Source organism: Pseudomonas putida, from assembly GCF_025905425.1.
GTDB lineage: Bacteria > Pseudomonadota > Gammaproteobacteria > Pseudomonadales > Pseudomonadaceae > Aquipseudomonas > Aquipseudomonas putida_AF.
In genome coordinates, this window is the sequence record NZ_CP109603.1 from 5953360 (window position 1) to 5976692 (window position 23333).

A 23333-nucleotide genomic window follows, 5' to 3' on the forward strand; every position below is an offset into this window, starting at 1 on the left:
GGGAACCTGTTCATGCCTGTTCCCTGCTGGTTTACGGCATAGGGTGAAGGCCCCTCGACGATACCCGTCGGGGGCCTTCAAAGGACCCTGCACATGACCGATGAAACCACTATCAGCGGCAACAGCATTGCCGTTGTCGAACAGTCGCTGCTGGCGCTCAGCGCAGGCATGTCGGCGCAAAGCCGGCGCGATGCCAAGACCACGTTCCAGTTTGCTTCCCGCGTGGCGTCCAAGCTGCATGACCGCGATGGCGAATCCGAAGCCTGGTTCAACAAGTTTCTGGAAGTGATGCGCACCTTGGGTTGGGTGGTGGGTAAGCGTTCCTACGAGCGCGACTACGACCAGAGCCTGTCGCTGACGCTGGGGCCGATTGCCTTCAAGGTCGCCAGCGCCGCAGGTAAGGCATTGCTCGGTGGGCCACTGGGTGAGGCCATGGCAAAGCTGGCGGGCGATGCCATCAGCGCGTTGGGAAATATCGAGGAAGCCCAGAAGATCTACCAGCAAAATCTCAAAGGGCATCCGGTCTCGACCACGGGGCTGGGGGCCTGTATCGAAACGCCCGAAGGCGAACTGTTCATGCTGGTCAACGCCTTCAGTGCCTCGCCGAGCGAAAACGACCTCAATACCACAGTGTTCGAATGGAAGAGCGCCAGTAAGGACCGCTACTGTGGCTCGGCTGTGCTCAGTTTCAACGAAGTGGTCTACAACGACGCGGTTCGTGAGTCGATCGAGCAAAAGCTGATCAACAAGGCCGTCAAGGCAGCCAGCGAATTCGAGATCTGACACAACAGCGGGGCTTTCGGGCCCCCTTTTTCAATGTGTTTGAACGTCGAGGTATTCCGATGAGTAAGGACGTCTATTCCTTGTGGCTCGTTGGCGGCACGGCCTTGTTGGTTGCCGAAACGGCATTGCCGTCCCGGCAATATGCGCTGGACTCGGTGCTGTTCGCGCAGTTGCGTGCGGACAAACTGCATGGATCACGCTTTGCCGATTACGCGCGCTGGTACAGCAGCTACCGCACAGCCTTGGAGGCGCGTGGTTGGGTGATCCCCTACAGTCGCAGTGATTATCAGCCCCAGCAGGGCAACGCGCCGCTGACTCAACGCCTTACAGATGGCTTGCAGGCTCGTCATCCAAGCCTGGCAGGCTACCTGCAGGCAGCCATTGTCAAACTCTCGCACGATGAGGTGCAACCATACCTGCGGCCCTTCACCGTGGTCGAACAGGGCCAGGCAGCCCACGTGGTGTATGAGGTGGGTGTGATGCTGCCCGACGCATCCCTGGACCTGTGCGGGCTGGCGTTGAAGAGCGTGCTGCCCGCTGCGCAAATCCACCCTTGCACGGCGTTATCGCCGTCACCCAGCGATAAGGTCGATCTGCGCACCACCCTTGCAACGCTGGGTGATCACGTGGCGGAAGCTGACCGCCAAGGGCTGCACGCGTTGCTCGAACACAAGCAATACGCAGGGCGGATCAGGAACTTGGGCGTACTGAAGCCGGAGGTTAGCCATGCAAACACATGAAGCCACTGTCGTCGGTGCCAGCCTGGTCTCTTTCATCCCCGGTGTCAGCCAGGGGCAGCGCAAGGCCGTCAAGCTCGCTGCGCTGTGGGCCGAGACCGTGACCCTGCAGGACATGGCCAAGGAAAACGCGCAGGACCAGTATCAGTACTATCGCAAGAAGTTGATGTATCTGGGGTGGGACGCGAAGTCGGCTGAAGAGGTGCACTGGCCGGACCCTCAACGGCCGAAAATCGTTGACCAGGCGCTGAGCAAAATCGACGCCATCGCAGGCGTTCAGCATTCGAGCAACATGGCACTGGCGCTTGAGGCATTGAAGAAGAACGGCAAGCCGTTGCTGCATTTTGAATCGCGCAGCAAGGACCGGGCACAGTTTCAGCTTTTGTCCTGCGCCCCGGTGAGTGGTAATTACGTGGACATCGTGGTGTATCACGAGGCCGGCAACGTCGCGGCTTTCACGGCCGGGTTTATGTTTCGTGAGCGCCGCGACACGCAGGTAACCGCAGAGCTGGTACGTTTCAATACACGCCTGTTCGACCAGGAGCGCCGCAGTGCGGTTGAGCGTGCGCTGGTGAAAATCGCGCTGAAGGAGATCCATGAAATGGAGATCTAGAGCACGAGATAACCCTTGATCCCGGTAAAGATGATTTGCGCCGCCAGGGCACAGACGAACAGCCCCATCAAACGGCTGACGATCTGCAGGCCCTGGTCGCCGAGAATCCGCTCGATGCCGTGCGAGAGGTACAGCACCAGGCCCACCGTGAAGCTGGCCAAGGCGATACTGACGATGGCCAGCAGCTTGTCGTCCCAGTGCGGCTGGCCCACGCCCATCACCAGCAGGGCGCCGATGGTGCCGGGGCCGACGGTCAGCGGGATGGTCAGCGGCACGATAGTCACATCCTGCTGCACGTTGTCGGCCTGCACGGCGGGTTTGCCTTGGGCCATGCCCAGCGCGGAGATGAACAGCACGCTGCCAGCACCGATGCGGAAGGCGTCGGCGGTGATGCCGAAAATACCGAAGATCGCCCTGCCGAACAGGTACAGCAGAACACTGGCGACCAGTGCGGCAAAGGCCACCTTCCAGGCCAGCTGTTTGCGTTCCTTGCTGGAGTGACCGCGGGTCAGGCTGATGAAGCACGACAGCACGAAGAATGGGCTGTAGAGCACGAGCATTTTCAGGTAGACGCTGAACAACTCATGAAGCATGGGCGTGGATCCTCGGCTGCGGTGGGGCCTGTAGGAACATCATCGGCAGTGTTTACGGGATAGGCGCCGGATCCGTCTTGGCTTCCCGGTGATTCGCCCAATACTGGATCAGCTCGCGCAATTGCGACAACTCAACCGGCTTGGCCATGTGCCCATCCATGCCCGCCAGCTTGGCGCGCTCCTTGTGCTCGGCGAGGATATGCGCGGTCAGCGCCACCACTGGCGTTCGCTGACGCTGGTGTGCGGTTTCCCACGCGCGCAGTTGCTGGGTTGCCGAGAAACCGTCCAACACGGGCATCTCGCAGTCCATCAGCACCAGGTCATAACGCTGCGCTTTCATCGCTTGCAACGCCTCTTCACCATTACAGGCCGTGTCTGGCTCCAGGTTGAGCTTGCCGAGCATGCCGCGGATTACTTTGGTCGAGATGCTGTTGTCTTCGGCGACCAGCACGCGGAAGTCGCTGGGCAGGTCCAAGGCTTGCGGGATGCCGGGGAGGGTGGCTGGCACCGCTTGCTCACGGCCGCGCTGGGCCAACTCTTCGGCCAGGGTGGTCTTCAGTGTATAGCCCGCCACCGGTTTGGCGAGGATCCGCTTGACCCCGGCATTGCGCGCGATGACCTTGCTCGGTGCATTGCTGATGCCGGTGAGCATCACCACCAGGATGTCGTGGTTCAGGCTTGGGTCTTCCTTGATCTTGGCGGCCAACTGCATACCGGTCATGCCGGGCATGTTCTGGTCCAGTAGCACGGCATCGAAGTAGTCGCGCAAGTGGGCCTTGGTGCGCAGCAACGCCAGCGCTTCCTTGCCGGACGGCACTGCGCTGACATTCATGCCCCACGCGCTGCACTGCTGCACCAGCACCTTGCGGCAGGTGTCGTTGTCGTCCACCACCAGGACACGGGCATCGCGTAGCGGCCCGTCGAGGTCGGCTGGGGGTTGTTCCAGGCGCGAAGGGTCCAGCGGCAGGGTCAGCCACAGCGTGTTGCCCATGCCACTGCTGCTCTTGATGCCGAATTCGCCCTGCATCAGGCCGATCAGTTGCTTGGCGATGACCAGCCCGAGGTGGCCACCCAGCTTGTTGCTGGAGAGGAAGTGGTGGCTGTGCAGCTCGGCTTGCAACAGCGCTTCGCGTTCGGCGGCCGGCAACGGTTCGCCGCTGTCCTGCACGGCAATGCGCAAGCGCGGCGCGGCGCCGCGCTGGTCGAGTGCCACCACCAGCAGGATTTCCCCCTGGTCGGTGTTTTTCAGGGCATTTTCCAGCAGGCTCGACAGCGCCTGACGCAGGCGCGTCGGGTCGCCACTGATCACGCGCGGCACCTGTGGCTGGGTAAAGCTGATTAGCTCGATGTTCTGCTGCTCGGCCTTTGCCCGGAAGATGTTCAGGCAGTCCTCGATCAACGCATTGAGGTCGAACTGCACATCGTCCAATTCGATCTGCCGTGACTCCAGCTTGGAGATGTCGAGAATCTCGTTGATCAGCGTCAGCAGCTCGTTGCCGGCGCTGTGGATGGTCTGCACATAATCGCGCTGCTTGACCGACAGCGGCGTGCCGAGCAGCAGCTCGGTCATGCCTAGCACGCCGTTCATCGGGGTGCGGATTTCGTGGCTGATCTTGGCCAGGAACTCGGCCTTGGCGTTGATCTCGGCATCGCTGGCAGCCAGGGCGCGGCTGGCGCTGAAGCGCTCTTCGCTCATGCGCCGCAGGCGTTCGCTGACCGCCAGGTTGAGCAGCAGGCCGCAGATGACGGTCAGGCCCATGAGCACGCACAGCAGCCAGGGCGTCGACGTACGGGTCAGGCCCAGTAGTGCTGGCAGCAATACCAGGCCGCCGAGGTTGTAGACCCCCATGGCGAGGGTGAACAGGCGTGCGGGCGCGTAGCCCTTGTACCAGTGATAGGCGCTGACCAGCAGCATGCTGACGCTGCCCAGGGCCAGCAGGGCATAAGTCATCAGGTTGAGTGGCAAGGTGTCGACGAACAGCAGCACCAGGCCGCTGAGCGCAGCCACCAGCATCTCGCCTTGCAACAGGCGGTTCAGCCGCGGCGAATGGCACGGCGCGAAAAAATGCAGGGTGAAATACAGGCCGGCCAGGCCCGCGAGGACCAGCGTGAGGTAGGCGGCTGGCGTTTGCGCGCTATGCCACACATGCCACCAAGGGCCGCTGAGGTTGAGCAGGATCAACCCGCTGAGCATCATCAGCCCGTGGTACACGGCCAGAATCAAGGTGGTGCTGGAGCGGCTGTAGAGGAAGCGGATCAGGTTGTGCAGGATCAGCATCACCAGGCCGCCGAAGAGCATGCCGAACAGCAGCGGTTGGCTTTGGTCCGAGGCGGCCACGGCAGCGGGCTCCAGGCTGATGGCCGGGCGCAGCTGGTGCTCGGAGACCAGACGCAGGTAGATGTCCAGCGGCTGCTTGCTGTTGGGCAGTGGCAGCACATGGTCGCTGCCGCGCAGGGTCGGGCTGGCATTGCCGGCCTGGCGCCCGTGGTGCAGCTGACGGAGTAATTTGTCGCCATCGAGGGCGTAGAGGTCCAGGCCTGAAAGGTCTGGGGCGAACACCCGTAGCAGTTGCTCCTGATCGCCGGGTTCCAGGCGATAGTGCAGCCACAGGGCTTGTTCTGCGGGGGCCGCATCCAGGTCGCCGAGCAGCAGTGGGCTGAACTGGTTGCGATAGCGATCGGAGCGCACGTCGCTCAATTGCAGGTTGGCCTGTTCGTCGAGCAGAACGGACCAGCCTCCGCCCTCGTCGGCCGAGGCCGGGAGCAGGCAGAGCAAGGTCAGCAAGCTGACGATCAGAGCTGTGGCAATCCGAAGCCGACGCACTACGAAATCCCTTCTTAGCCGAGGTGCCGGATACTAACTATGCGCGGCGCGCCAACTCGAAGGCAAGGCCCACACAGGGCCCTGTCGACGAGCCGAAGGCCGTGGGCGCAAGGCGTCACGGCACTTCGGTAAAGGTTACTGCTGGTGTTCACCGCGCTCGCGGGCGATGGCCCGGTAGCCGATGTCGGTACGGTAGAAGCTGCCGTCCCATTTGACCTGCTCTGCCAGGCGGTAGGCCTGCTGCTGAGCGGCTTCGACGGTCTCGCCCAGGGCGGTGGCGCAGAGCACACGGCCGCCGGCGGTCACCACCTGGCCATCTTTGAGGGTAGTGCCAGCATGGAACACCTTGCCTTCGAGCTTGGCCGCTGCGTCCAGGCCGCTGATCGCGTCACCTTTGGCGTAGTCGCCTGGGTAGCCACCGGCAGCCAGCACAACGCCCAGGCTCGGCCGTGGGTCCCACTGGGCTTCAACCTTGTCCAGGGCCTTGGCGAAAGCCGCTTCGATCAGCAGCACCAGGCTCGATTCGAGGCGCAGCATGACCGGTTGGGTTTCCGGGTCGCCGAAGCGGCAGTTGAACTCGATGACCTTGGGGTTGCCCGCCTTGTCGATCATCAGGCCGGCATACAGGAAGCCGGTGTAGACGTTGCCTTCCTCGGCCATGCCGCGCACGGTTGGCCAGATGACCTGGTCCATCACGCGCTGGTGCACGTCGGCGGTAACCACCGGGGCAGGGGAGTAGGCGCCCATGCCACCGGTGTTCGGGCCGGTGTCGGCGTCGCCGACGCGTTTGTGGTCCTGGCTGGTGGCCATCGGCAGCACGTTGTGGCCGTCGACCATGACGATGAAGCTGGCTTCTTCGCCGTCCAGGAACTCTTCGATCACCACACGCGAGCCGGCATCGCCAAAGGCGTTGCCTGCCAGCATGTCACGCACGGCGTCTTCGGCTTCCTGCAGGGTCATGGCGACGATGACGCCTTTGCCCGCAGCCAGGCCGTCGGCCTTGATCACAATCGGCGCACCCTTTTCCTGCAGGTAGGCCAGGGCTGGCTCGATTTCGGTGAAGTTCTGGTAGTCAGCGGTCGGGATCTTGTGACGCGCCAGGAAATCCTTGGTGAAGGCCTTGGAGCCTTCCAGCTGCGCCGCGCCCTTGGTAGGGCCGAAGCAGTCCAGGTTACGGCTGCGGAACAGGTCGACGACACCGGCGACCAGTGGCGCTTCAGGGCCGACGATGGTCAGCTGCACGTTCTGTTCGGCGAAGTCGGCCAGTTGCTCCAGGGCATTGACGTCGATGGCGACGTTTTCGCACTTGGCTTCAGTGGCGGTGCCGGCGTTGCCTGGGGCAACGAAGACTTTCTCGACGCGTGGGTCCTGGGCGACTTTCCAGGCCAGGGCGTGCTCACGGCCGCCGCTGCCGATGATCAAAACTTTCATGTCAAAACCTCGATTCAGGTGATCTCGAGGCTAGCAGTAGACCTGTGAGAGCGGGCTTGCCCCGCGAATGCGGCGGTGAATGCACCATCGTATTCGCGGGGCAAGCCCGCTCCCACAGGGCCGTTGCCAGCCCCGGGATCCATGTAATTAGTGGCGGAAGTGGCGCATACCGGTGAACACCATCGCGATGCCGGCTTCGTCGGCTGCGGCGATGACTTCGGCATCACGCATCGAACCACCTGGCTGGATCACGGCGCTGATACCCACTTTAGCCGCATTGTCGATGCCGTCACGGAACGGGAAGAACGCATCCGACGCCATGACCGCGCCTTGTACCTGCAGGCCAGCATGCTCGGCCTTGATTGCAGCAATGCGCGCGGAGTTGACGCGGCTCATCTGGCCGGCGCCGACGCCGATGGTCTGGCGCTGCTTGGCGTAGACGATGGCGTTGGACTTGACGAACTTGGCCACTTTCCAGGCGAACACCAGGTCGTGGATCTCTTGCTCGGTCGGCGCACGCTTGGTAACGATTTTCAGGTCATCGGCAGTGATCATGCCGTTATCGCGGCTCTGTACCAGCAAACCACCGTTGACACGCTTGAAGTCCCAGCCAGCAGTACGCTCAGCGGGCCATTCGCCGCACTCCAGCAGACGTACGTTCTGCTTGGCGGCAACCACGTCGCGGGCGGCCTGGGAGATTTTCGGGGCGATGATCACTTCGACGAACTGGCGCTCGACGATGGCCTTGGCGGTTTCGCCGTCGAGCTCGCGGTTGAAGGCAATGATGCCGCCAAAGGCCGACTCGGTGTCGGTGGCGTAGGCCAGGTCGTAGGCCTTGCGGATGCCGCCTTCGTCTTCCGGTACCACGGCCACGCCGCACGGGTTGGCGTGCTTGACGATGACGCAGGCAGGTTTGACGAAGCTCTTCACGCACTCCAGCGCGGCGTCGGTGTCGGCCACGTTGTTGAACGACAACTCTTTGCCTTGCAGCTGGATGGCGGTGGAGATGCTGGCTTCACCCTTCTTGGCTTCGACATAGAACGCCGCGCTCTGGTGCGGGTTCTCGCCGTAGCGCATTTCCTGGGCTTTGACGAACTGGCTGTTGAAGGTGCGCGGGAACTCGCTGCGCGCTTCTGTGCTCAGGGTGTCCTTGGCTTGGTCGATGGTGCCCATGTAGTTGGCGATCATGCCGTCATAGGCGGCCGTGTGCTCGAAGGCCTTGAGCATCAGGTCGAAGCGCTGGGCGTAGGTCAGGCCACCGGCTTTCAGGCCGTCGAGGACGTTGGCGTAGTCGCTGGCGTTGACCACGATGGCAACGTCTTTGTGGTTCTTGGCGGCCGAGCGGACCATGGTCGGGCCACCGATGTCGATGTTCTCGATGGCGGTCGGCAGGTCGCAGCCTGGCTTGGAGATGGTGGCTTCGAAGGGGTACAGGTTGACGGCGACCAGGTCGATCGGCTTGATGCCGTGCTCGTTCATGATGGCGTCGTCGATGCCGCGACGGCCCAGAATGCCGCCGTGGATTTTCGGGTGCAGGGTCTTGACCCGGCCATCCATCATTTCGGCGAAGCCGGTGTAGTCGGCCACTTCCACCGCGTTCACGCCGTTATCCTTGAGCAGCTTGTAGGTGCCGCCAGTGGACAGGATCTCGACACCGAGCTGCTGCAGCTCACGGGCGAATTCGAGGATACCGGTCTTGTCGGAGACGCTGATCAGGGCGCGGCGGACTGGCAGGCGGGTAGTCTGGTCGGTCATTTCGGATTCCATAACGCGGTGGAGTCAGCAAAAAAGGCGCCTCTGTTCAGGGAGCCGCCTTTTCTGATTGGGATTCTGGCTTACAGCAAGTCGTACTGCTTGAGCTTCTTGCGCAGGGTGCCTCGGTTGAGCCCGAGCATCTCGCTGGCCTTGGTCTGGTTGCCCTTCACGTAGTTCATCACGCTTTCAAGCAGGGGCGCCTCGACTTCGGAGAGCACCAGGTTGTACACGTCCGTGACGGTCGCGCCTTCCAGGTGGGCGAAGTAGTTGTGCAGCGCCTTCTCGACGCTGTCGCGAAGGGTCTGGCCCTCTTCGCTCGGCGTGTTGAGGTGCTGTTTCAGGTTGGCGTTGTCGCTCACGGGCGTTGTTCCACTCACAAATGTCTCGGTCATCATCGTCATGCGGCCACCCCTTGTCCGTCCTCTGTCTCAAGGCTCTGTCGACGTTCACTGAAAAACGCGCGAACGTTGGCGCACTGCGCTTGTGTGTCTTCCAAAGCATTGAACCGGGAGCGAAACTCCTTGCCGCCGGGTCGTGTCACCAGGTACCAGCCAACGTGCTTGCGGGCGATACGTACGCCCATCACATCGCCATAGAAGGCATGCAGCGCGGCCAGGTGCTCTAGCAGGATGCGTTCCACTTCGTCCAGCTGCGGGGCCGGCAACTGTTCGCCGGTCCGCAGGTAATGCTCGATCTCGCGAAAGATCCATGGCCGCCCCTGGGCGGCGCGGCCGATCAACAGGCCATCGACCCCGGTGGCGTCCAGTACCGCCCGGGCCTTTTCTGGCGAAGTGATATCGCCGTTGGCAAATACCGGGATAGACACCGACTGCTTGATGGCAGCGATGGTGTCGTATTCGGCCTCGCCGGTGTACAGGTCGGCGCGTGTGCGGCCATGCACCGCCAGCGCCTGGATGCCGGCCTGCTCAGCGATCTTCGCCACATTCAGGCCGTTCTTGTTCGCCCGATCCCACCCTGTGCGGATCTTCAGCGTCACCGGGACGTCCACGGCGCTTACCACGGCGTGGAGAATCTCGCTGACCAAGGCTTCATCTTTCAATAAAGCAGAGCCTGCAGCTTTGTTGCAGACTTTTTTTGCCGGGCAGCCCATGTTGATGTCGATGATCTGGGCACCCGCTTCGACGTTGGCCTTTGCCGCCGCCGCCATCATTTGCGCGTCACCACCGGCGATCTGTACCGAGCGTGGCTCGGGATCGCCTTCGTGGATGCGGCGCAGGCTCGACTTGCGGCTGTTCCACAGGCTCATGTCGCTGGACACCATCTCCGACACCACCATGCCTGCGCCAAGGCGCTTGCAAAGTGTTCGGAAAGGCTGGTCCGTGACCCCGGCCATGGGGGCGAGGATCAGGTTGTTTCGCAGTGTGTATGGGCCGATGCGTACCGCCGACATAGGTGATCCCTGTTGTGGGGCCGAATCTTGGAGTTCGAAAAAGGGTGGGCATGATACCCGCTCTCGGTGACCGGATAAAGATGGATTTGGATAAAATCTGAACAGTTGCCGGCTTATGACTTTTGGTACGGGTAGGCGAACCTGGGGGCGCGGAGTGCCCCCAGGATCAGCTGATTACTCCGGCGAGCGGAAGCTGAGGCTGTAGTTCACAGCCTTGGGGCCCGGATCGAGGATGTCCAGGGCGATGTGGATCGGGGTCTGGCTGGGCATCTCGCCACGCCCGGCCAATTCGCCGGAGAGGTACTCGCTGGGCTTGAAGCGTCGGCTGGCGATCAACTGGCCATTGAGGTCGGCGAACCGTAGCTCCAGCAGCGGGAACGGCTGGGCGAACGGGGCGCGGTTGTAGATGATTGCGTCGACGATCAGCGCACCCTTGAAGTCAGGATGGCTGCGCACCACCAGGTTGCTGCTCTTGATGCGTGCAATGTCGACGCGGGTCGGCACTTGGCAGCCGAACACCGGGCACAATTGCTGGAAGATCGGCCGGTACTGGTCCTGACGGGCCATTTCGTCGAAGTGGAACCAGATGTACTGGAAGGCCAGAAGGCCTGCTGCCAGCAGCGTCAGCAGCCCCCACAGCAAGCGCTTGCCCCAGTTGGCCTGGGGCTTTTCCCAGCCCAGTTGCAGCGGGTCGTCGACCACATCGACCAGCGGTTCCTTGCGCGGCGTGCGCTCGGGTTTGCCGGACAAGCCTGGCTCCAGGCGTTCGCCGGGCAGCGGCTCGACCGGGTCGTCGTCACGGGCTGACAGGTGCAGGTCCAGTTCGTCGTCGTCGCGGGCGTTGAGGCCCTTTTCCGGGGCTGCATCATCGCTGGTGGCGAAGTGCTCGCTGACGAACGCATGGTGCTCGTCGGCCTCGATGCCCCGGCGCACGGGCGGCTCATCGTCGATGTCCAGGTCCAGGTGGCCGCCCAGGGTCGGCTCGGTGCGATCACCCGGGGCCGGCTCCAGGTCCAGAGGTTCCTGTTCCAGCAGGACCGGTGCAGGGGCCGGCGCCTGTTGTGGCTCGAAGCGGTCGTCGGTGGCGTTGCCGAACAGCTTGTCGGCATGCGCGTCCGGCTGATGCTCGTCGCGGCGGGCCTGCAAGCCGTTGTCGGCACGGGCCGGGCGAGACTCGGCAGGGTCGCCGCGCTGTTCGAGGCGGGCCAGTTCCTGGTCCAGGTCCAGTTCATCCAGGGCCTGGGCGGTGAGGGCCCAGTCTTCCTCGATGGCCAGTGGGCGTTCGCTGACGGGCGGATCGGGCGTGACCGCAGGCTCGGCGACCGTCTCGGCAGGCGCTGCCGGTGCTGGCGGTGCCACGGGCGCTTCGCCAGCGCCGGGACGGTTCTGCTCCAGCAGCTGCTTGGCGGCGTTGAACACCTGCAGGCAATGGCCGCAACGCACCACGCCGCGCGCCACACTCAACTGGTGATGGGTGACGCGAAAGCTGGTCTGGCAATGCGGGCACTGGGTGACGAAACTGTCGGTCATGCGGCGATCCGGGGTTATACAGAGGTTATTCTAGGCGCGCTTAACGACGGCGACCACTGATGCGCACCCAACCGTCGCGCACGGCGATCGGGTCCAGCTCGAAGTCGGCGGCGTAGGCAGCAGCCACGTCCTCGCCTTGTTCGGCAAGGATGCCCGACAGAGCCAGCAGGCCACCAGGGCGAACCAGGCCGGACAGCTGTGGCGCCAGCGCGACCAGCGGGCCGGCAAGGATGTTGGCAACCAGTACGTCGGCCTGCATGGCTGGCATGTGCTCGGGCAGGTACAACGCCAGCTTCTGATCGGCGATACCGTTGCGCTGGGCATTGTCGCGCGAGGCTTCAATGGCCTGCACGTCGATGTCGGTACCGACCGCTTCGCGCGCGCCCAGCAGCAATGCCGCGATGGCCAGAATCCCCGAGCCGCAGCCGAAGTCGAGCACCTGGGTGCCTTCGAGTTGCTGGCCGTCGAGCCATTCCAGGCACAGGGCAGTGGTCGGATGGGTGCCGGTGCCAAACGCAAGGCCGGGGTCGAGCAGCAAGTTTACCGCGTCCTTTTCCGGGGCTTCGTGCCAGCTTGGCACGATCCACAGGCGGCGGCCGAAGCGCATGGGCTGGAAGTTGTCCATCCAGCTGCGTTCCCAGTCCTGGTCCTCGATCACTTCGGCCTGGTGCTCGGGCAGCTCGGTGCCGGTCAGCAGGCGGACGTGGGCGAACACCTGCTCAGGTTCGGCATCGGCCTCGAACAGGGCCAGCAAGTGGGTGTGCGACCACAATGGTGTGGTGTTGAGGTCGGGTTCGAAGATCGGCTGATCTTCTGCGTCCACGAACGTGACCGAGACCGCGCCGACTTCGAGCAGGGCGTCTTCGTAGGTTTCGGCTTGTTCCGGGCTGATGGCCAGGCGTACTTGCAGCCAGGGCATGGCGGGCACCTTTGGTAAATCGACAGGGGCAGCCCGAGGCTGCGCGAAGGCTGGCAGTTTACGCGAGTGTGGGGTGTTTGTGGATTGTATCGGGGGCAAGTCGCGAATGGGGCGCGCAGCGCCCCGACAATCGTTCAGACAAAACAGAGCGAAAGGGACTCTGCTATATAGGCAGGCTTTTCTTCCCCTTCGATCTCCAGCGTGGCGATAGCCTTGAGCAGCCATTGCCCGGGCTTTTTCTCCAGCACCTCGGCAAGGTCGACCTTCAGCCGAACCTGGCTGTTCACCTTGACCGGTTGAATGAAGCGCACACTGTCCAGTCCGTAGTTCACGACCATCTTCAGCCCTTGCGGCAGTATGAGGATGTCGTTCATCAGCGTGGGGATCAGCGACAAGGTCAGAAAGCCATGGGCAATGGTGCCGCCGAAGGGTGTTTTGGCGGCCTTTTCAGGGTCGACGTGAATGAACTGAAAATCACCCGTGGCCTCGGCAAACAGGTTGATGCGCTGCTGGTCGATGGTCAGCCAGGCGGAACGTCCCAGTTCCTTGCCAACGTACTGCGAAAGCTCTGTAACCGGTACATAAGGCATCGCGACTCTCCAGGGTTGTCAGTTGGTACGAAAGTACAAGATCAGCACGGCGAACCCTTTCAGTCAAGTTGAGCCTTTTTCGGCGAATATCGGCTTATAGCCGTGGCGTGCTTATAATGGCCGCCATGCCCGAGGGAGATGCTTATGCTGTTGCGTGGTTTGACCTGGCTGGTGCTGTTCCAGCTGCTGGGTACGGCGATCAATCACCTGTTTGTGCCGTTTCTGCCGGGGCCGATCATTGGTCTGTTGCTGCTGCTGGCGTTCCTGATGCTCAGGGGCGAAGTCGGCAAGCCGCTCAATGAAGCCGCCAGCAGCCTGTTGCGCTACCTGCCGCTGTTACTGGTGCCGCCGGCGGTGGGGGTGATGGTGTACGCCAAGGATATCGCCGCCGACTTCTGGGCGATTGCCGGTGCGCTGTTTATTTCGTGCCTGCTGACCTTGGTATTCGTTGGCGTGCTGATGCAGAAGCTGATCCACCGCCAGGGCAAGCGCGGGGAGCAGCCATGATGCTCGATTGGCAAGGTGCGCTCGACGCGGTCATCCACCACCCCTTGTTCGGCATCGGGATTACCCTCGGGGCTTATCAGGTGGTGCTCGCTGCCTACGAAAAGACCCGCTGGATCTTCCTGCAGCCGGTGCTGGTCTCAATGCTGCTGGTGATTGGCGTGCTGCTTGTGTGTGGCATCGACTACCGCGAGTACCGCAAAACCACCGAGATCATGAACACGCTGCTGGGGCCTGCTACCGTGGCCCTGGCCGTACCGCTCTATCTCAACCTGCGGCGCATTCGTCAGCTGTTCTGGCCAACCTTTACTACGCTGGTAGTCGGAGGCCTGTTCGCCACCGTCTGCTGCCTGCTGCTGGGCTGGTGGTTCGGTGCCGAACACATGATCCTGATGACCATGGCGCCCAAGTCGGTGACTTCACCGATTGCCATGCTGGTGGCGGAGCAGATTGGCGGCGTGGCAGCGCTGGCTGCTGTGTTCGTGCTGATCACCGGGGTGATCGGCGCGATCTTCGGCCCGGCGCTGTTGACCCGGCTTGGTGTGCACAGCCCTGAAGCGCGCGGCATGTCGTTGGGTGTCACCGCGCATGCGGTGGGCACTTCGGTAGCCTTGCAGGAAAGTGACGAATGCGGCGCGTTCGCCGCGCTGGCGATGAGCCTGATGGGGGTGGCCACGGCGGTGTTCCTGCCGCTTGCGGTCAGCCTGGTGGCTTGAGGAGTTGTGATGACGCTACCGCTGTTTCCCCTCAATACTGTGCTGTTTCCCGGTTGTTTTCTCGATCTGCAGATTTTTGAGGCGCGCTACCTGGACATGATTGGCCGCTGCATGAAGCAGGGCGGGGGCTTTGGTGTGGTGTGCATTCTTGAAGGTGAGCAGGTCGGCAAGGCGCCACCGGTGGTCGCGTCGATCGGCTGCGAAGCGATGATCCGCGATTTCGTGCAGCAGGATAACGGCCTGCTGGGTATCCGCGTCGAAGGTGTGCGGCGTTTCAACCTGGAACAGACCGAAGTGCAGAAGGACCAGTTGCTGGTCGGGCAGGTGCAGTGGCTGCCGGAGCTTGCGGACAGCCCGCTGGGCGAGGCGGACGATGACCTGCTGGCGTTGCTGGTTGCCTTGGGCGAGCATCCGATGGTCGAGGCGCTGGACATGCCGCGACCGGTGGAGGGGCGGCAAGCGTTGGCCAATCAGCTGGCGTATCTGCTGCCGTTCATGGAAGAGGACAAGCTGGATCTGCTGACCATCGACTCGCCGCAGTTGCGGCTGGAAGAGATTCAGAGGCTGCTGGAGCGGATTCAGGGTGAGTTGTTTGCCTGATTGATCAGTGTGGCCTGTACCGGCCTCTTCGCGGGGCAAGCCCGCAGCCACAGGCAGCCTGCAATGCACCACCTGTGGGAGCGGGCTTGCCCCGCGAAGAGGCCGCAACAGCCACCCTCAATACTGATACCGCTCCAAAGCCTGTGGCAACGCATGCATGGCAAAGAACGCGAGCAGCGCGATACACGCCGGCAACACTAGCCACCACACCCGCAGCGGCAGTGCTCTAAGCGGCTGCCGGTACTGCGTCAAGGTCAAGCTCAGCGCACAGACGCAGCACGCCAGCAGGGCGCCGGCCAGAATATCGGTCGGCCAGTGCGCCCCCAGGTAAACCCGCGACAAGGCAATCGCCAGGGCGGGAATGCACCCCAGCAACACCCAGGTCAGTCGCATCCGTGGCGGCTGACCTCGTCCCGCTAGCACCGCCATCACCAGAAAGAACGCAAACGACGCCGAGCTGTGGCCGCTGGGCATGCTGTAACTCGTCAGTGGGTCGGTCAGCACCTCAGGCCGTGCGCGGGCGAACAGCCATTTGAGCGTGCCGTTGGCAAGCGCCGTCCCCATCAATGCGCCGCCCGCAAACAGGGCATGTCGCCATTGCCGGGCGAGCAGCAACAGGCCGGTCAGCAGCCCACCGAGGAAAAATTGGGTGCGAAAATCACCCAGGCGCGTCACCAGCACGACGGCGCCGTCGATGACCTGGCTGCGATGCTCCTGCACCAGTGTCATCACGCCCTGATCGAATTCGTGCAGGTAGGGCCAGCCCAGGAACACACCGGCCAGGGCCGCGAAGCTCAAACCGGCGATCAGTCGCGTGCCGTGGCGTTGGTCGCGCAGGCTGCTGCTCAGGCTCAGGCCGATGAGCACCGCCAAAGTGCCCGCAATGATGCCGGCATCCAGCCAGAAGCCTTCGGGTAACGGCAGGCGCATGGCCGCGCCGGTGGCCCAGCCGGGCAGCAGGTAGGCAACGGACCAGCCGGCGCCTGCCACCAGGCTCACGGCAATGAAGCGCGGCAGCGGCATGTCGAACATGCCAGCGACCATCGGCAGCATGGGCCGTAGCGGCCCTATGAAACGCCCGACCAGCAGGCTGGCGATGCCGTAGCGCTGGAAGTAGGTTTCGGCGCTGCCGATCCATTCCGGGTGGTGGCGCAGCAGTGGCAGGCGGCGGATGTTTTGGTGGAAGTACTTGCCGATCGTGTATGACACGGCGTCACCCAGCAAACCGCCGAGAAAGCCCAGCAGCAGTGTCTCGCCCAGGCTGAAGGTGCCGCTGCCGGCCAGCACGGCGACCGCGAACAGCAACACCGTGCCGGGCACAATGATGCCGGCAATGGCCAGGCACTCGATGCAGGCCACCAGGAAAATCGCCAGGCCAAGCCACTGAGGGTTTGCGCTTAGCCAGCCGGTCAGGCTGTCGAGCCATTGGCCCATGTTTCAGCTTCCTTGTTCGTGTATGAAGAAGTCCCGACCTTCGACTTGGCCGCGACGTATCGGGTTCCGCGTACAGAAGCGGGCGTATTCGGCGTCGACGAAGCGATAAGGCAGGTGCTCGTCGCGGCCATGGGGGATACCCAGGCGGGCAGCCTGGACTACCCGAGGCACGGCGATGCCGCAGTCTTCGACGTAAAGGCGCTCAGGGTCGAACCGCTGGGCGTCCCAGTGGGGCACTTTCAGGCCCAATGCCCGGCACAGCAGGGTTTGGCCCGCACACAGGCGCTCTGCCGGGCGCAGGTTGCCGCTGGCATCCGGGTTGTTCAACTGCATCTGCGCCAGGCTGTTGGCGTTCGAGATGGCATCCTGCCAAGGGTAGGCGGATTTGATCAGCACTGCATTGCCTGGGCCTTGGGCACTGAAATTCAACGAATCGCCACCGCGGGCGTAGTACATGTAGATGTGGCCGCCATCAAGGAACAGCGCCTTGCGTTTTTCGGTGTAGCCGAGCGAAGCGTGGCTGCCTTTTTCGGTCAGGTAGTAGGCCTCGGTCTCGATGATGCGCGCGGCCAGCCACAGGTCGCCCTGGCGATGGCGAATGACCTTGCCCAGCAGCGCTTTGGCCAGGGTTTGGGCGTCACGGTCGAAAAAGCTGTCGGGCAGGGCTGACATGCGGGCAGTTCGCGGCTGAGGAGGCGGGGATGATAGCAATGAATGGCTTAATCGAGGCTGAACCTGTCGCCCATTCGCGGGCAAGCCCGCTCCCACAGATGCTCGCAAAAACCCTGTGGGAGCGGGCTTGCCCGCGAATGGGCGACAACAGGAGATAGAAATTTCGATAACCCCGGTTACATCTTTCCCACACATTGGCTTCGGCCATTTTCTACCATCCGCCACCCGCCGCTGGGCGTACACCTGCGCGGCAGTTATAATCAGCCGATTTCCCCTTCGCCAAGACACCGAACCCATGACTGAGTCCGTTCTTGACTATATGACCCGTTTGGGTCGCGCTGCCCGCCAGGCTTCCCGGGTGATCGGCCGTGCCAGTACTGCGCAGAAAAACCGCGCCTTGCAAGCGGCCGCCGACGCCCTGGACGCCGCGCGTGCCGAGCTGGCCGCCGCCAACGAGCTGGACCTCGCCGCGGGCCGTGCCAACGGCCTGGAGCCTGCGCTGCTCGACCGCCTGGCGCTGACCCCGGCGCGTATCGACGGCATGATCACCGGCCTGCGCCAGGTGGCCGGCCTGCCCGACCCGGTCGGTGCCATCCGCGACATGAGCTACCGTCCATCGGGTATTCAGGTTGGCAAGATGCGCGCACCGCTGGGGGTGATCGGGATCATCTACGAATCGCGCCCGAACGTGACCATCGATGCGGCCAGCCTGTGCCTGAAAAGCGGCAATGCGACCATCCTGCGGGGTGGTTCCGAGGCGATTCACTCCAACCGTGCCATCGCCACCTGCATCCAGCGTGGCCTGGCTGAGGCCGGCCTGCCAGCGGCAGTGGTGCAGGTGGTCGAGACCACCGACCGCGAAGCTGTGGGCGCGCTGATCAGCATGCCGGAGTTCGTCGATGTCATCGTACCGCGCGGAGGCCGTGGCCTGATCGAGCGTATCAGCCGCGATGCGCGAGTACCGGTGATCAAACACCTGGACGGCATCTGCCACGTCTACGTCAGCGAACATGCCGACCTGGACAAGGCCTGGCGCGTCGCCTTCAACGCCAAGACCTACCGCTACGGCATCTGTGGCGCCATGGAAACCCTGCTGGTCGACCAGCGCGTGGCCGAACGTTTTCTGCCGGAAATGGCCCGTCGCTTCCTGGAAAAGGGCGTCGAGCTGCGTGGCTGCGAGCGCACGTGCGCAATCATCGATGCTAAGCCGGCCAGCGAAGACGATTGGCACACTGAATACCTGGATGCGATCCTGTCGATTCGTGTAGTCGATGACCTGGACCAGGCCATCGAGCACATCAATCATTATGGCTCGCACCACACCGATTCGATCATCACCGAACACCAGGGGCAGGCCCGCCAGTTCATGGCCGAGGTCGACTCGGCATCGGTGATGCTCAATACCCCGACCTGCTTCGCCGACGGTTTCGAATACGGCCTGGGGGCGGAGATCGGTATTTCCACCGACAAGCTGCATGCCCGTGGCCCGGTCGGCCTGGAAGGGCTGACCTGCGAGAAGTACGTGGTGATCGGCGACGGCCAACTGCGCGGCCAGGAGTCCTGCTGAGTTGAGCAAGGCCCAGGCAGTCCGGCGCATCGGCATTCTAGGCGGTACCTTCGACCCCGTGCACATCGGCCACCTGCGCAGCGCGCTGGAAGTGGCCGAGTTCATGGCGTTGGACGAGTTGCGCCTGCTGCCCAACGCCCGGCCGCCACACCGCGACACGCCGCAAGTGGCTGCGCAGGATCGCCTGGCGATGGTGCGCAGCGCCGTGCAGGGTGCCGAGCGCCTGAGTGTGGACGCCCGCGAGCTTGCCCGCGACAAGCCGTCGTACACCATCGACACCCTGGAGTCGATCCGCGCCGAACTGGGCACGAACGACCAGTTGTTCCTGGTGCTGGGCTGGGATGCCTTTTGTGGGTTGCCCGGCTGGCATCGCTGGGAAGAGCTGCTGCAATACTGTCACATCCTGGTGCTGCAACGCCCGGATGCCGACGTTGAACCCCCTGACGAGCTGCGCAACCTGCTGGCTGCGCGCTCCGAGAGCGATCCCACCGCCATGTCCGGCCCGGCGGGAAATATTTCGTTCGTCTGGCAGACGCCGCTTGCGGTGTCGGCTACACAGATCCGACAGCTGCTGGCCAGCGGCAAATCGGTGAGGTTCCTGGTGCCGGACGCCGTACTGGCCTATATCGAGGCGCACGAACTCTATCGTGCGCCTAACTGACGGTGCCTCTGGCGCCTCATCCAACGAGTTGAACGAGTTTTATATGACCAAGCAGAAAATTTACGGCGACGAACTGGTCGCAGTGACCAAGGCAGCGCTGGAAGACGTCAAGGCCCAGGACATCCAGGTCATCGACGTGCGCGAAAAGCACAGCCTGACCGACTACATGATCATTGCCACCGGTACCTCCAACCGCCAGATCAACGCGATGGCCGAAAAGGTCCGTGAAGCAGTCAAGGCCAAAGGCGCCCAGCCGCTGGGTGAAGAAGGCAAGGGCGACAGCGACTGGGTGTTGCTGGACCTGAACGACGTCATCGTGCACATGATGACCGCCGCTGCCCGCCAGTTCTACGACCTGGAACGCCTGTGGCAGGGCGCCGAGCAAAGCCGTGCCGCTGATGGCAAGCACCACAGCCCGGAGCACGTCCACGAGTACTCCGAAAAGCTCAAAGACCGCGAATAAGGAAAGCGCTGTGCGTCTGCGCCTGATCGCGGTCGGCTCGCGCATGCCCAAGTGGGTCGAGGACGGTTGGCATGAATATGCCAAGCGCCTGCCCCCTGAGCTGTCGCTTGAGCTGGTGGAAATCCCGCTGAACACCCGTGGCAAGAATGCCGACGTCGCTCGCCTGATCCGTCAGGAGGGCGAAGCCATGCTGAGCAAGGTTCAGCCTGGGGAACGCATCGTCACCCTCGAGGTCCATGGCAAGCCCTGGAGTACCGAGCAACTGGCGACCGAGCTGGACCGCTGGCGCCTGGATGCGCGCACGGTGAATTTGATGGTGGGCGGCCCGGAAGGGCTGGCACCTGAGGTCTGCGCACGCGCCGAGCAACGCTGGTCGTTGTCGCCGCTGACGTTGCCGCACCCGTTGGTAAGGATACTCATCGGCGAGCAGATCTATCGCGCCTGGACCGTGTTGTCCGGGCACCCTTACCACAAATGAGCCTGTAAGTAGTCCGATGTCGCAGCCGATTCGTCTCAAGGACCACGAGAAAGACGCCCGCCTGGTGCGTAACCGCGTCGTGGTCGGCGCGGTGGCGATCGTGCTGCTTATCTGCGTCTTGATCGCGCGGCTGTACTACCTGCAGATCATCCAGTACGACTACCACTCGACGCTGTCGGAGAACAACCGGGTGCATGTGCAGCCGATCCCGCCGACCCGCGGGCTGATCTTCGACCGCAACGGGGTGATCATCGCCGATAACCGGCCCAGCTTCAGCCTGTCCATGACCCGCGAACGTGCGGGTAATTGGCAGGAAGTACTGGACAACATCGTCGAAGTGCTGGAGCTGACAGAGGACGACCGCGCCCTCTTCGAAAAACGCATGCGCCAGGGGCGTCGGCCGTTCGAGCCGGTGCCTATCCTGTTCGAGCTGAATGAAGAGCAGATCGCCCGGGTGGCGGTGAACCAATTCCGCCTGCCGGGCGTGGAAGTGGTCGCGCAGTTGGTTCGGCACTACCCGCAAGGTGCGCACTTCGCGCACTCGGTGGGGTATGTCGGGCGCATCAACGAGAAAGAACTGAAAACCCTGGACCCTGTGAACTACAGCGGCACGCACCATATCGGCAAGACCGGTATCGAGCGCTTCTACGAAGATGCCCTGCACGGCCAGGTAGGTTACGAGGAAGTCGAGACCAACGCCCGCGGCCGCGTGCTGCGAGTGCTCAAGCGTACCGACCCGAAGCCTGGCAAGGACATTGTCCTGAGCCTGGACATCAAGCTGCAGGAAGCCGCCGAGGCTGCCCTGGGTGGCCGGCGCGGCGCCGTGGTCGCGCTTGACCCGCGTAGCGGCGAGGTCTTGGCGATGGTCAGCCAGCCCAGCTTCGACCCCAATCTGTTCGTCACCGGTATCAGCTTCAAAGCCTATGCCGAGCTGCGTGATTCGATCGACCGGCCGCTGTTCAACCGTGTGCTGCGTGGCCTGTATCCGCCGGGCTCGACCATCAAACCGGCAGTTGCCATCGCCGGCCTCGACAGTGGTGTGGTGACGGCCAGTAGCAGGGTGTTCGACCCGGGCTACTACCAGTTGCCCAACTATGACCATAAATACCGCAACTGGAACCGCAGTGGCGATGGCTGGGTCGACCTCGACCTGGCGATCATGCGCTCCAATGACACCTACTTCTACGACCTGGCGCACAAAATGGGCATCGACCGTTTGTCCAGCTATATGAACAAATTCGGCCTGGGCCAGAAGGTCTCGCTGGACATGTTCGAGGAATCTTCCGGGCTGATGCCGACACGTGAATGGAAGCGTGCCACCCGCCGCCAGGCCTGGTTCCCGGGTGAAACGCTGATTCTCGGTATCGGCCAGGGCTACATGCAGACCACCCCCTTGCAGATGGCTCAGGCCACCGCGCTGATCGCTAGCAAGGGTAAGTGGCGGCGCCCTCACTTGGCCCGCACCATCGAAGGCCAGCCGCCGGTGGACGAAAGCCCGATCGACGATATCGTGCTGCGTGACCCGTCTGACTGGGCCAAGGTGACTCACGGTATGGAGCAGGTGATGCACAACGCGCGGGGTACCGCTCGGGCCGCTGCCGCCGGCGCCCAGTATCGCATTGCCGGCAAGAGCGGTACTGCCCAGGTGGTGGCCATCAAGCAGGGCGAGAAGTACGACCGTAACAAGGTCCAGGAACGCCACCGTGACCACGCCTTGTTCGTGGGCTTCGCGCCGGCACAGGATCCCAAGATCGTGATCGCGGTCATGATCGAGAATGGCGAGGCCGGGGGTCGGGTTGCCGCGCCGGTGATGCGTCAGGTGATGGACGCCTGGCTGCTCGATGAGAACGGCCGTCTGAAAACCGAGTTCGCGCCAGCGACTGTTGCTCAGGAGTTGGCCCCGTGATGAACAATTTCGATCGCATGCTCTCCAGCGAGGATGTGATGCGTCGGCGCGCCAGCTTTCTGCAGCGCATTCATATCGATGGCCCCTTGCTGGTCATTCTCCTGGCCCTGGCGGCCGGTAGCCTGTTCGTCCTCTATTCGGCCAGTGGCAAGAACTGGGACCTGCTGCTCAAACAAGCCACCTCGTTCGGTATCGGTCTGGTGTCGATGTTCGTCATCGCCCAGCTGGAGCCGCGCTTCATGGCGCGCTGGGTGCCGTTGGCCTACCTGGTCGGTGTGCTGCTGCTGGTGGTGGTGGACGTCATGGGCCATAACGCCATGGGTGCCACGCGCTGGATCAACATTCCCGGGGTGATCCGCTTCCAGCCCTCGGAATTCATGAAGATCATCATGCCGGCGACCATCGCCTGGTACTTGTCCAAGCGCACCTTGCCGCCGCACCTCAAGCATGTGGCGATCAGCCTTGTCCTGATCGGTGTGCCGTTCATTCTCATCGTCCGCCAGCCTGACCTGGGGACGGCGCTGCTGATTCTCGCCTCCGGTGCGTTCGTGCTGTTCATGGGCGGGTTGCGCTGGCGCTGGATCGTCAGTGTGGTGGCTGCGGCGGTGCCGGTGGCGGTGGCCATGTGGTTCTTTGTCATGCACGACTACCAGAAGCAACGTGTGCTGACCTTCCTTGACCCGGAAAGCGACCCGCTGGGCACCGGCTGGAACATCATCCAGTCCAAGGCCGCGATCGGCTCGGGCGGGGTCTTCGGCAAGGGCTGGCTGCTGGGTACCCAGTCGCACCTGGACTTTTTGCCCGAGAGCCACACCGACTTCATCATCGCGGTGCTGGGTGAGGAGTTCGGCCTGGTGGGCATCTGCCTGCTGCTGATCGTCTATCTGCTGCTGATCGGTCGCGGCCTGATGATCACGGCCCAGGCGCAGACCCTGTTCGGCAAGCTGCTGGCAGGCAGCCTGACGATGACCTTCTTTGTATACGTGTTCGTCAATATCGGTATGGTCAGCGGCCTTCTGCCCGTGGTGGGCGTGCCGCTGCCCTTCATCAGCTATGGCGGAACTTCGTTGGTGACGCTGCTGTCAGCGTTTGGCGTTCTGATGTCGATCCATACGCACCGCAAATGGATCGCACAGGTTTGAATAA

General features: G+C 62.9%; 23 protein-coding genes. 12 read left to right on the forward strand and 11 right to left on the reverse strand.

The features are described 5' to 3' along the window. Positions 1–93 precede the first annotated feature (93 nt). The 3 genes from OGV19_RS26790 to OGV19_RS26800 are packed head-to-tail and all read left to right on the forward strand — an operon-like array spanning position 94 to position 2133. Entirely contained in the window at positions 94–783 is a 690-nt protein-coding gene (locus OGV19_RS26790; RefSeq protein ID WP_264311416.1) for a hypothetical protein, read from the forward strand. A gap of 59 nt (positions 784–842) precedes the next feature. Then, complete coding sequence (locus OGV19_RS26795) at positions 843–1523, forward strand: hypothetical protein (RefSeq protein WP_264311417.1); 681 nt, start codon at positions 843–845, stop codon at positions 1521–1523. Then, positions 1510–2133, forward strand: a complete 624-nt coding sequence (locus OGV19_RS26800) for a hypothetical protein (protein ID WP_264311418.1) — start codon at positions 1510–1512, stop codon at positions 2131–2133. The genes OGV19_RS26795 and OGV19_RS26800 overlap by 14 nt, the downstream gene beginning before the upstream one ends. On the opposite strand, the gene OGV19_RS26805 is transcribed toward OGV19_RS26800, so the two are convergent. The 9 genes from OGV19_RS26805 to OGV19_RS26845 form a co-directional block, all read right to left on the reverse strand. Further along, positions 2130–2726, reverse strand: coding sequence for a type III secretion system genes modulator TspR (locus OGV19_RS26805; protein ID WP_264311419.1), 597 nt, complete (start codon positions 2724–2726; stop codon positions 2130–2132). The genes OGV19_RS26800 and OGV19_RS26805 overlap by 4 nt on opposite strands. A gap of 52 nt (positions 2727–2778) precedes the next feature. After that, positions 2779–5550, reverse strand: coding sequence for a hybrid sensor histidine kinase/response regulator (locus tag OGV19_RS26810; RefSeq protein ID WP_264311420.1), 2772 nt, complete (start codon positions 5548–5550; stop codon positions 2779–2781). A 135-nt stretch (positions 5551–5685) separates the two neighbouring features. Then, on the reverse strand, positions 5686–6981 hold the full coding sequence (gene purD, locus OGV19_RS26815; RefSeq protein WP_264311421.1) for a phosphoribosylamine--glycine ligase: 1296 nt from the start codon (positions 6979–6981) through the stop codon (positions 5686–5688). A 147-nt stretch (positions 6982–7128) separates the two neighbouring features. Beyond that, positions 7129–8736, reverse strand: a complete 1608-nt coding sequence (purH, locus tag OGV19_RS26820; protein WP_264311422.1) for a bifunctional phosphoribosylaminoimidazolecarboxamide formyltransferase/IMP cyclohydrolase — start codon at positions 8734–8736, stop codon at positions 7129–7131. 80 nt (positions 8737–8816) lie between these two features. After that, positions 8817–9137: a DNA-binding transcriptional regulator Fis gene (fis, locus tag OGV19_RS26825; protein WP_012274390.1), complete on the reverse strand. Its 321-nt coding sequence runs from the start codon at positions 9135–9137 to the stop codon at positions 8817–8819. Further along, positions 9134–10147, reverse strand: a complete 1014-nt coding sequence (gene dusB / locus OGV19_RS26830; RefSeq protein ID WP_264311423.1) for a tRNA dihydrouridine synthase DusB — start codon at positions 10145–10147, stop codon at positions 9134–9136. Before dusB ends, fis begins: the two co-directional genes overlap by 4 nt. Positions 10148–10321: 174 nt before the next feature. Continuing rightward, positions 10322–11677, reverse strand: a complete 1356-nt coding sequence (locus OGV19_RS26835; protein WP_264311424.1) for a DUF3426 domain-containing protein — start codon at positions 11675–11677, stop codon at positions 10322–10324. A gap of 40 nt (positions 11678–11717) precedes the next feature. Further along, positions 11718–12596: a 50S ribosomal protein L11 methyltransferase gene (gene prmA / locus OGV19_RS26840; RefSeq protein WP_264311425.1), complete on the reverse strand. Its 879-nt coding sequence runs from the start codon at positions 12594–12596 to the stop codon at positions 11718–11720. A 134-nt stretch (positions 12597–12730) separates the two neighbouring features. After that, the gene (locus tag OGV19_RS26845) at positions 12731–13186 is read right to left on the reverse strand and encodes a MaoC family dehydratase (protein WP_264311426.1); all 456 of its coding nucleotides are present in this window, start codon (positions 13184–13186) and stop codon (positions 12731–12733) included. Between the two features lie 144 nt (positions 13187–13330). Between OGV19_RS26845 and OGV19_RS26850 the strand changes: the two genes are divergently transcribed. The 3 genes from OGV19_RS26850 to OGV19_RS26860 are packed head-to-tail and all read left to right on the forward strand — an operon-like array spanning position 13331 to position 15006. Next, positions 13331–13693 carry a CidA/LrgA family protein gene (locus tag OGV19_RS26850; protein ID WP_264311427.1) on the forward strand — a complete coding sequence of 121 codons (363 nt, stop codon included), beginning with the start codon at positions 13331–13333 and terminating at the stop codon, positions 13691–13693. Then, positions 13690–14406, forward strand: coding sequence for an LrgB family protein (locus OGV19_RS26855; protein WP_264311428.1), 717 nt, complete (start codon positions 13690–13692; stop codon positions 14404–14406). The genes OGV19_RS26850 and OGV19_RS26855 overlap by 4 nt, the downstream gene beginning before the upstream one ends. A gap of 9 nt (positions 14407–14415) precedes the next feature. Beyond that, positions 14416–15006: an LON peptidase substrate-binding domain-containing protein gene (locus OGV19_RS26860; protein WP_264311429.1), complete on the forward strand. Its 591-nt coding sequence runs from the start codon at positions 14416–14418 to the stop codon at positions 15004–15006. Positions 15007–15123: 117 nt separating this feature from the next. Here OGV19_RS26860 and OGV19_RS26865 read toward each other — a convergent pair whose 3' ends face one another. Beyond that, positions 15124–16440: a bifunctional DedA family/phosphatase PAP2 family protein gene (locus OGV19_RS26865; protein ID WP_264311430.1), complete on the reverse strand. Its 1317-nt coding sequence runs from the start codon at positions 16438–16440 to the stop codon at positions 15124–15126. 3 nt (positions 16441–16443) lie between these two features. Beyond that, complete coding sequence (locus OGV19_RS26870; RefSeq protein ID WP_264311431.1) at positions 16444–17112, reverse strand: DNA-3-methyladenine glycosylase; 669 nt, start codon at positions 17110–17112, stop codon at positions 16444–16446. A 295-nt stretch (positions 17113–17407) separates the two neighbouring features. On the opposite strand from OGV19_RS26870, the gene OGV19_RS26875 reads away from it, so the two are divergent. The 6 genes from OGV19_RS26875 to rodA are packed head-to-tail and all read left to right on the forward strand — an operon-like array spanning position 17408 to position 23329. Then, positions 17408–18679 (forward strand): glutamate-5-semialdehyde dehydrogenase, encoded by a 1272-nt coding sequence (locus OGV19_RS26875; RefSeq protein ID WP_264311432.1) that lies wholly within the window; start codon positions 17408–17410, stop codon positions 18677–18679. Position 18680: 1 nt separating this feature from the next. Next, a complete protein-coding gene (nadD, locus tag OGV19_RS26880; protein ID WP_264311433.1) occupies positions 18681–19340 on the forward strand; it encodes a nicotinate-nucleotide adenylyltransferase in 660 nt (219 codons plus the stop codon). Positions 19341–19383: 43 nt separating this feature from the next. Further along, positions 19384–19803: a ribosome silencing factor gene (rsfS, locus tag OGV19_RS26885; RefSeq protein WP_264311434.1), complete on the forward strand. Its 420-nt coding sequence runs from the start codon at positions 19384–19386 to the stop codon at positions 19801–19803. Between the two features lie 10 nt (positions 19804–19813). After that, entirely contained in the window at positions 19814–20281 is a 468-nt protein-coding gene (gene rlmH, locus OGV19_RS26890; protein WP_023382530.1) for a 23S rRNA (pseudouridine(1915)-N(3))-methyltransferase RlmH, read from the forward strand. A 16-nt stretch (positions 20282–20297) separates the two neighbouring features. After that, positions 20298–22187, forward strand: a complete 1890-nt coding sequence (mrdA, locus tag OGV19_RS26895) for a penicillin-binding protein 2 (RefSeq protein ID WP_264311435.1) — start codon at positions 20298–20300, stop codon at positions 22185–22187. Positions 22188–22225: 38 nt separating this feature from the next. Next, complete coding sequence (rodA, locus tag OGV19_RS26900; protein WP_264314013.1) at positions 22226–23329, forward strand: rod shape-determining protein RodA; 1104 nt, start codon at positions 22226–22228, stop codon at positions 23327–23329. Positions 23330–23333: the final 4 nt, after the last annotated feature.

Coding starts and splice junctions, on each gene's coding strand:
- OGV19_RS26790 (WP_264311416.1), top strand. CDS start 94: ATGACCGATGAAACCACTATCAGCGGCAACAGCATTGCCGTTGTCGAA.
- OGV19_RS26795 (WP_264311417.1), top strand. CDS start 843: ATGAGTAAGGACGTCTATTCCTTGTGGCTCGTTGGCGGCACGGCCTTG.
- OGV19_RS26800 (WP_264311418.1), top strand. CDS start 1,510: ATGCAAACACATGAAGCCACTGTCGTCGGTGCCAGCCTGGTCTCTTTC.
- OGV19_RS26805 (WP_264311419.1), bottom strand. CDS start 2,726: ATGCTTCATGAGTTGTTCAGCGTCTACCTGAAAATGCTCGTGCTCTAC.
- purD (WP_264311421.1), bottom strand. CDS start 6,981: ATGAAAGTTTTGATCATCGGCAGCGGCGGCCGTGAGCACGCCCTGGCC.
- purH (WP_264311422.1), bottom strand. CDS start 8,736: ATGACCGACCAGACTACCCGCCTGCCAGTCCGCCGCGCCCTGATCAGC.
- fis (WP_012274390.1), bottom strand. CDS start 9,137: ATGACGATGATGACCGAGACATTTGTGAGTGGAACAACGCCCGTGAGC.
- dusB (WP_264311423.1), bottom strand. CDS start 10,147: ATGTCGGCGGTACGCATCGGCCCATACACACTGCGAAACAACCTGATC.
- OGV19_RS26835 (WP_264311424.1), bottom strand. CDS start 11,677: ATGACCGACAGTTTCGTCACCCAGTGCCCGCATTGCCAGACCAGCTTT.
- prmA (WP_264311425.1), bottom strand. CDS start 12,596: ATGCCCTGGCTGCAAGTACGCCTGGCCATCAGCCCGGAACAAGCCGAA.
- OGV19_RS26845 (WP_264311426.1), bottom strand. CDS start 13,186: ATGCCTTATGTACCGGTTACAGAGCTTTCGCAGTACGTTGGCAAGGAA.
- OGV19_RS26850 (WP_264311427.1), top strand. CDS start 13,331: ATGCTGTTGCGTGGTTTGACCTGGCTGGTGCTGTTCCAGCTGCTGGGT.
- OGV19_RS26855 (WP_264311428.1), top strand. CDS start 13,690: ATGATGCTCGATTGGCAAGGTGCGCTCGACGCGGTCATCCACCACCCC.
- OGV19_RS26860 (WP_264311429.1), top strand. CDS start 14,416: ATGACGCTACCGCTGTTTCCCCTCAATACTGTGCTGTTTCCCGGTTGT.
- OGV19_RS26865 (WP_264311430.1), bottom strand. CDS start 16,440: ATGGGCCAATGGCTCGACAGCCTGACCGGCTGGCTAAGCGCAAACCCT.
- OGV19_RS26870 (WP_264311431.1), bottom strand. CDS start 17,112: ATGTCAGCCCTGCCCGACAGCTTTTTCGACCGTGACGCCCAAACCCTG.
- OGV19_RS26875 (WP_264311432.1), top strand. CDS start 17,408: ATGACTGAGTCCGTTCTTGACTATATGACCCGTTTGGGTCGCGCTGCC.
- rsfS (WP_264311434.1), top strand. CDS start 19,384: ATGACCAAGCAGAAAATTTACGGCGACGAACTGGTCGCAGTGACCAAG.
- mrdA (WP_264311435.1), top strand. CDS start 20,298: ATGTCGCAGCCGATTCGTCTCAAGGACCACGAGAAAGACGCCCGCCTG.
- rodA (WP_264314013.1), top strand. CDS start 22,226: ATGCGTCGGCGCGCCAGCTTTCTGCAGCGCATTCATATCGATGGCCCC.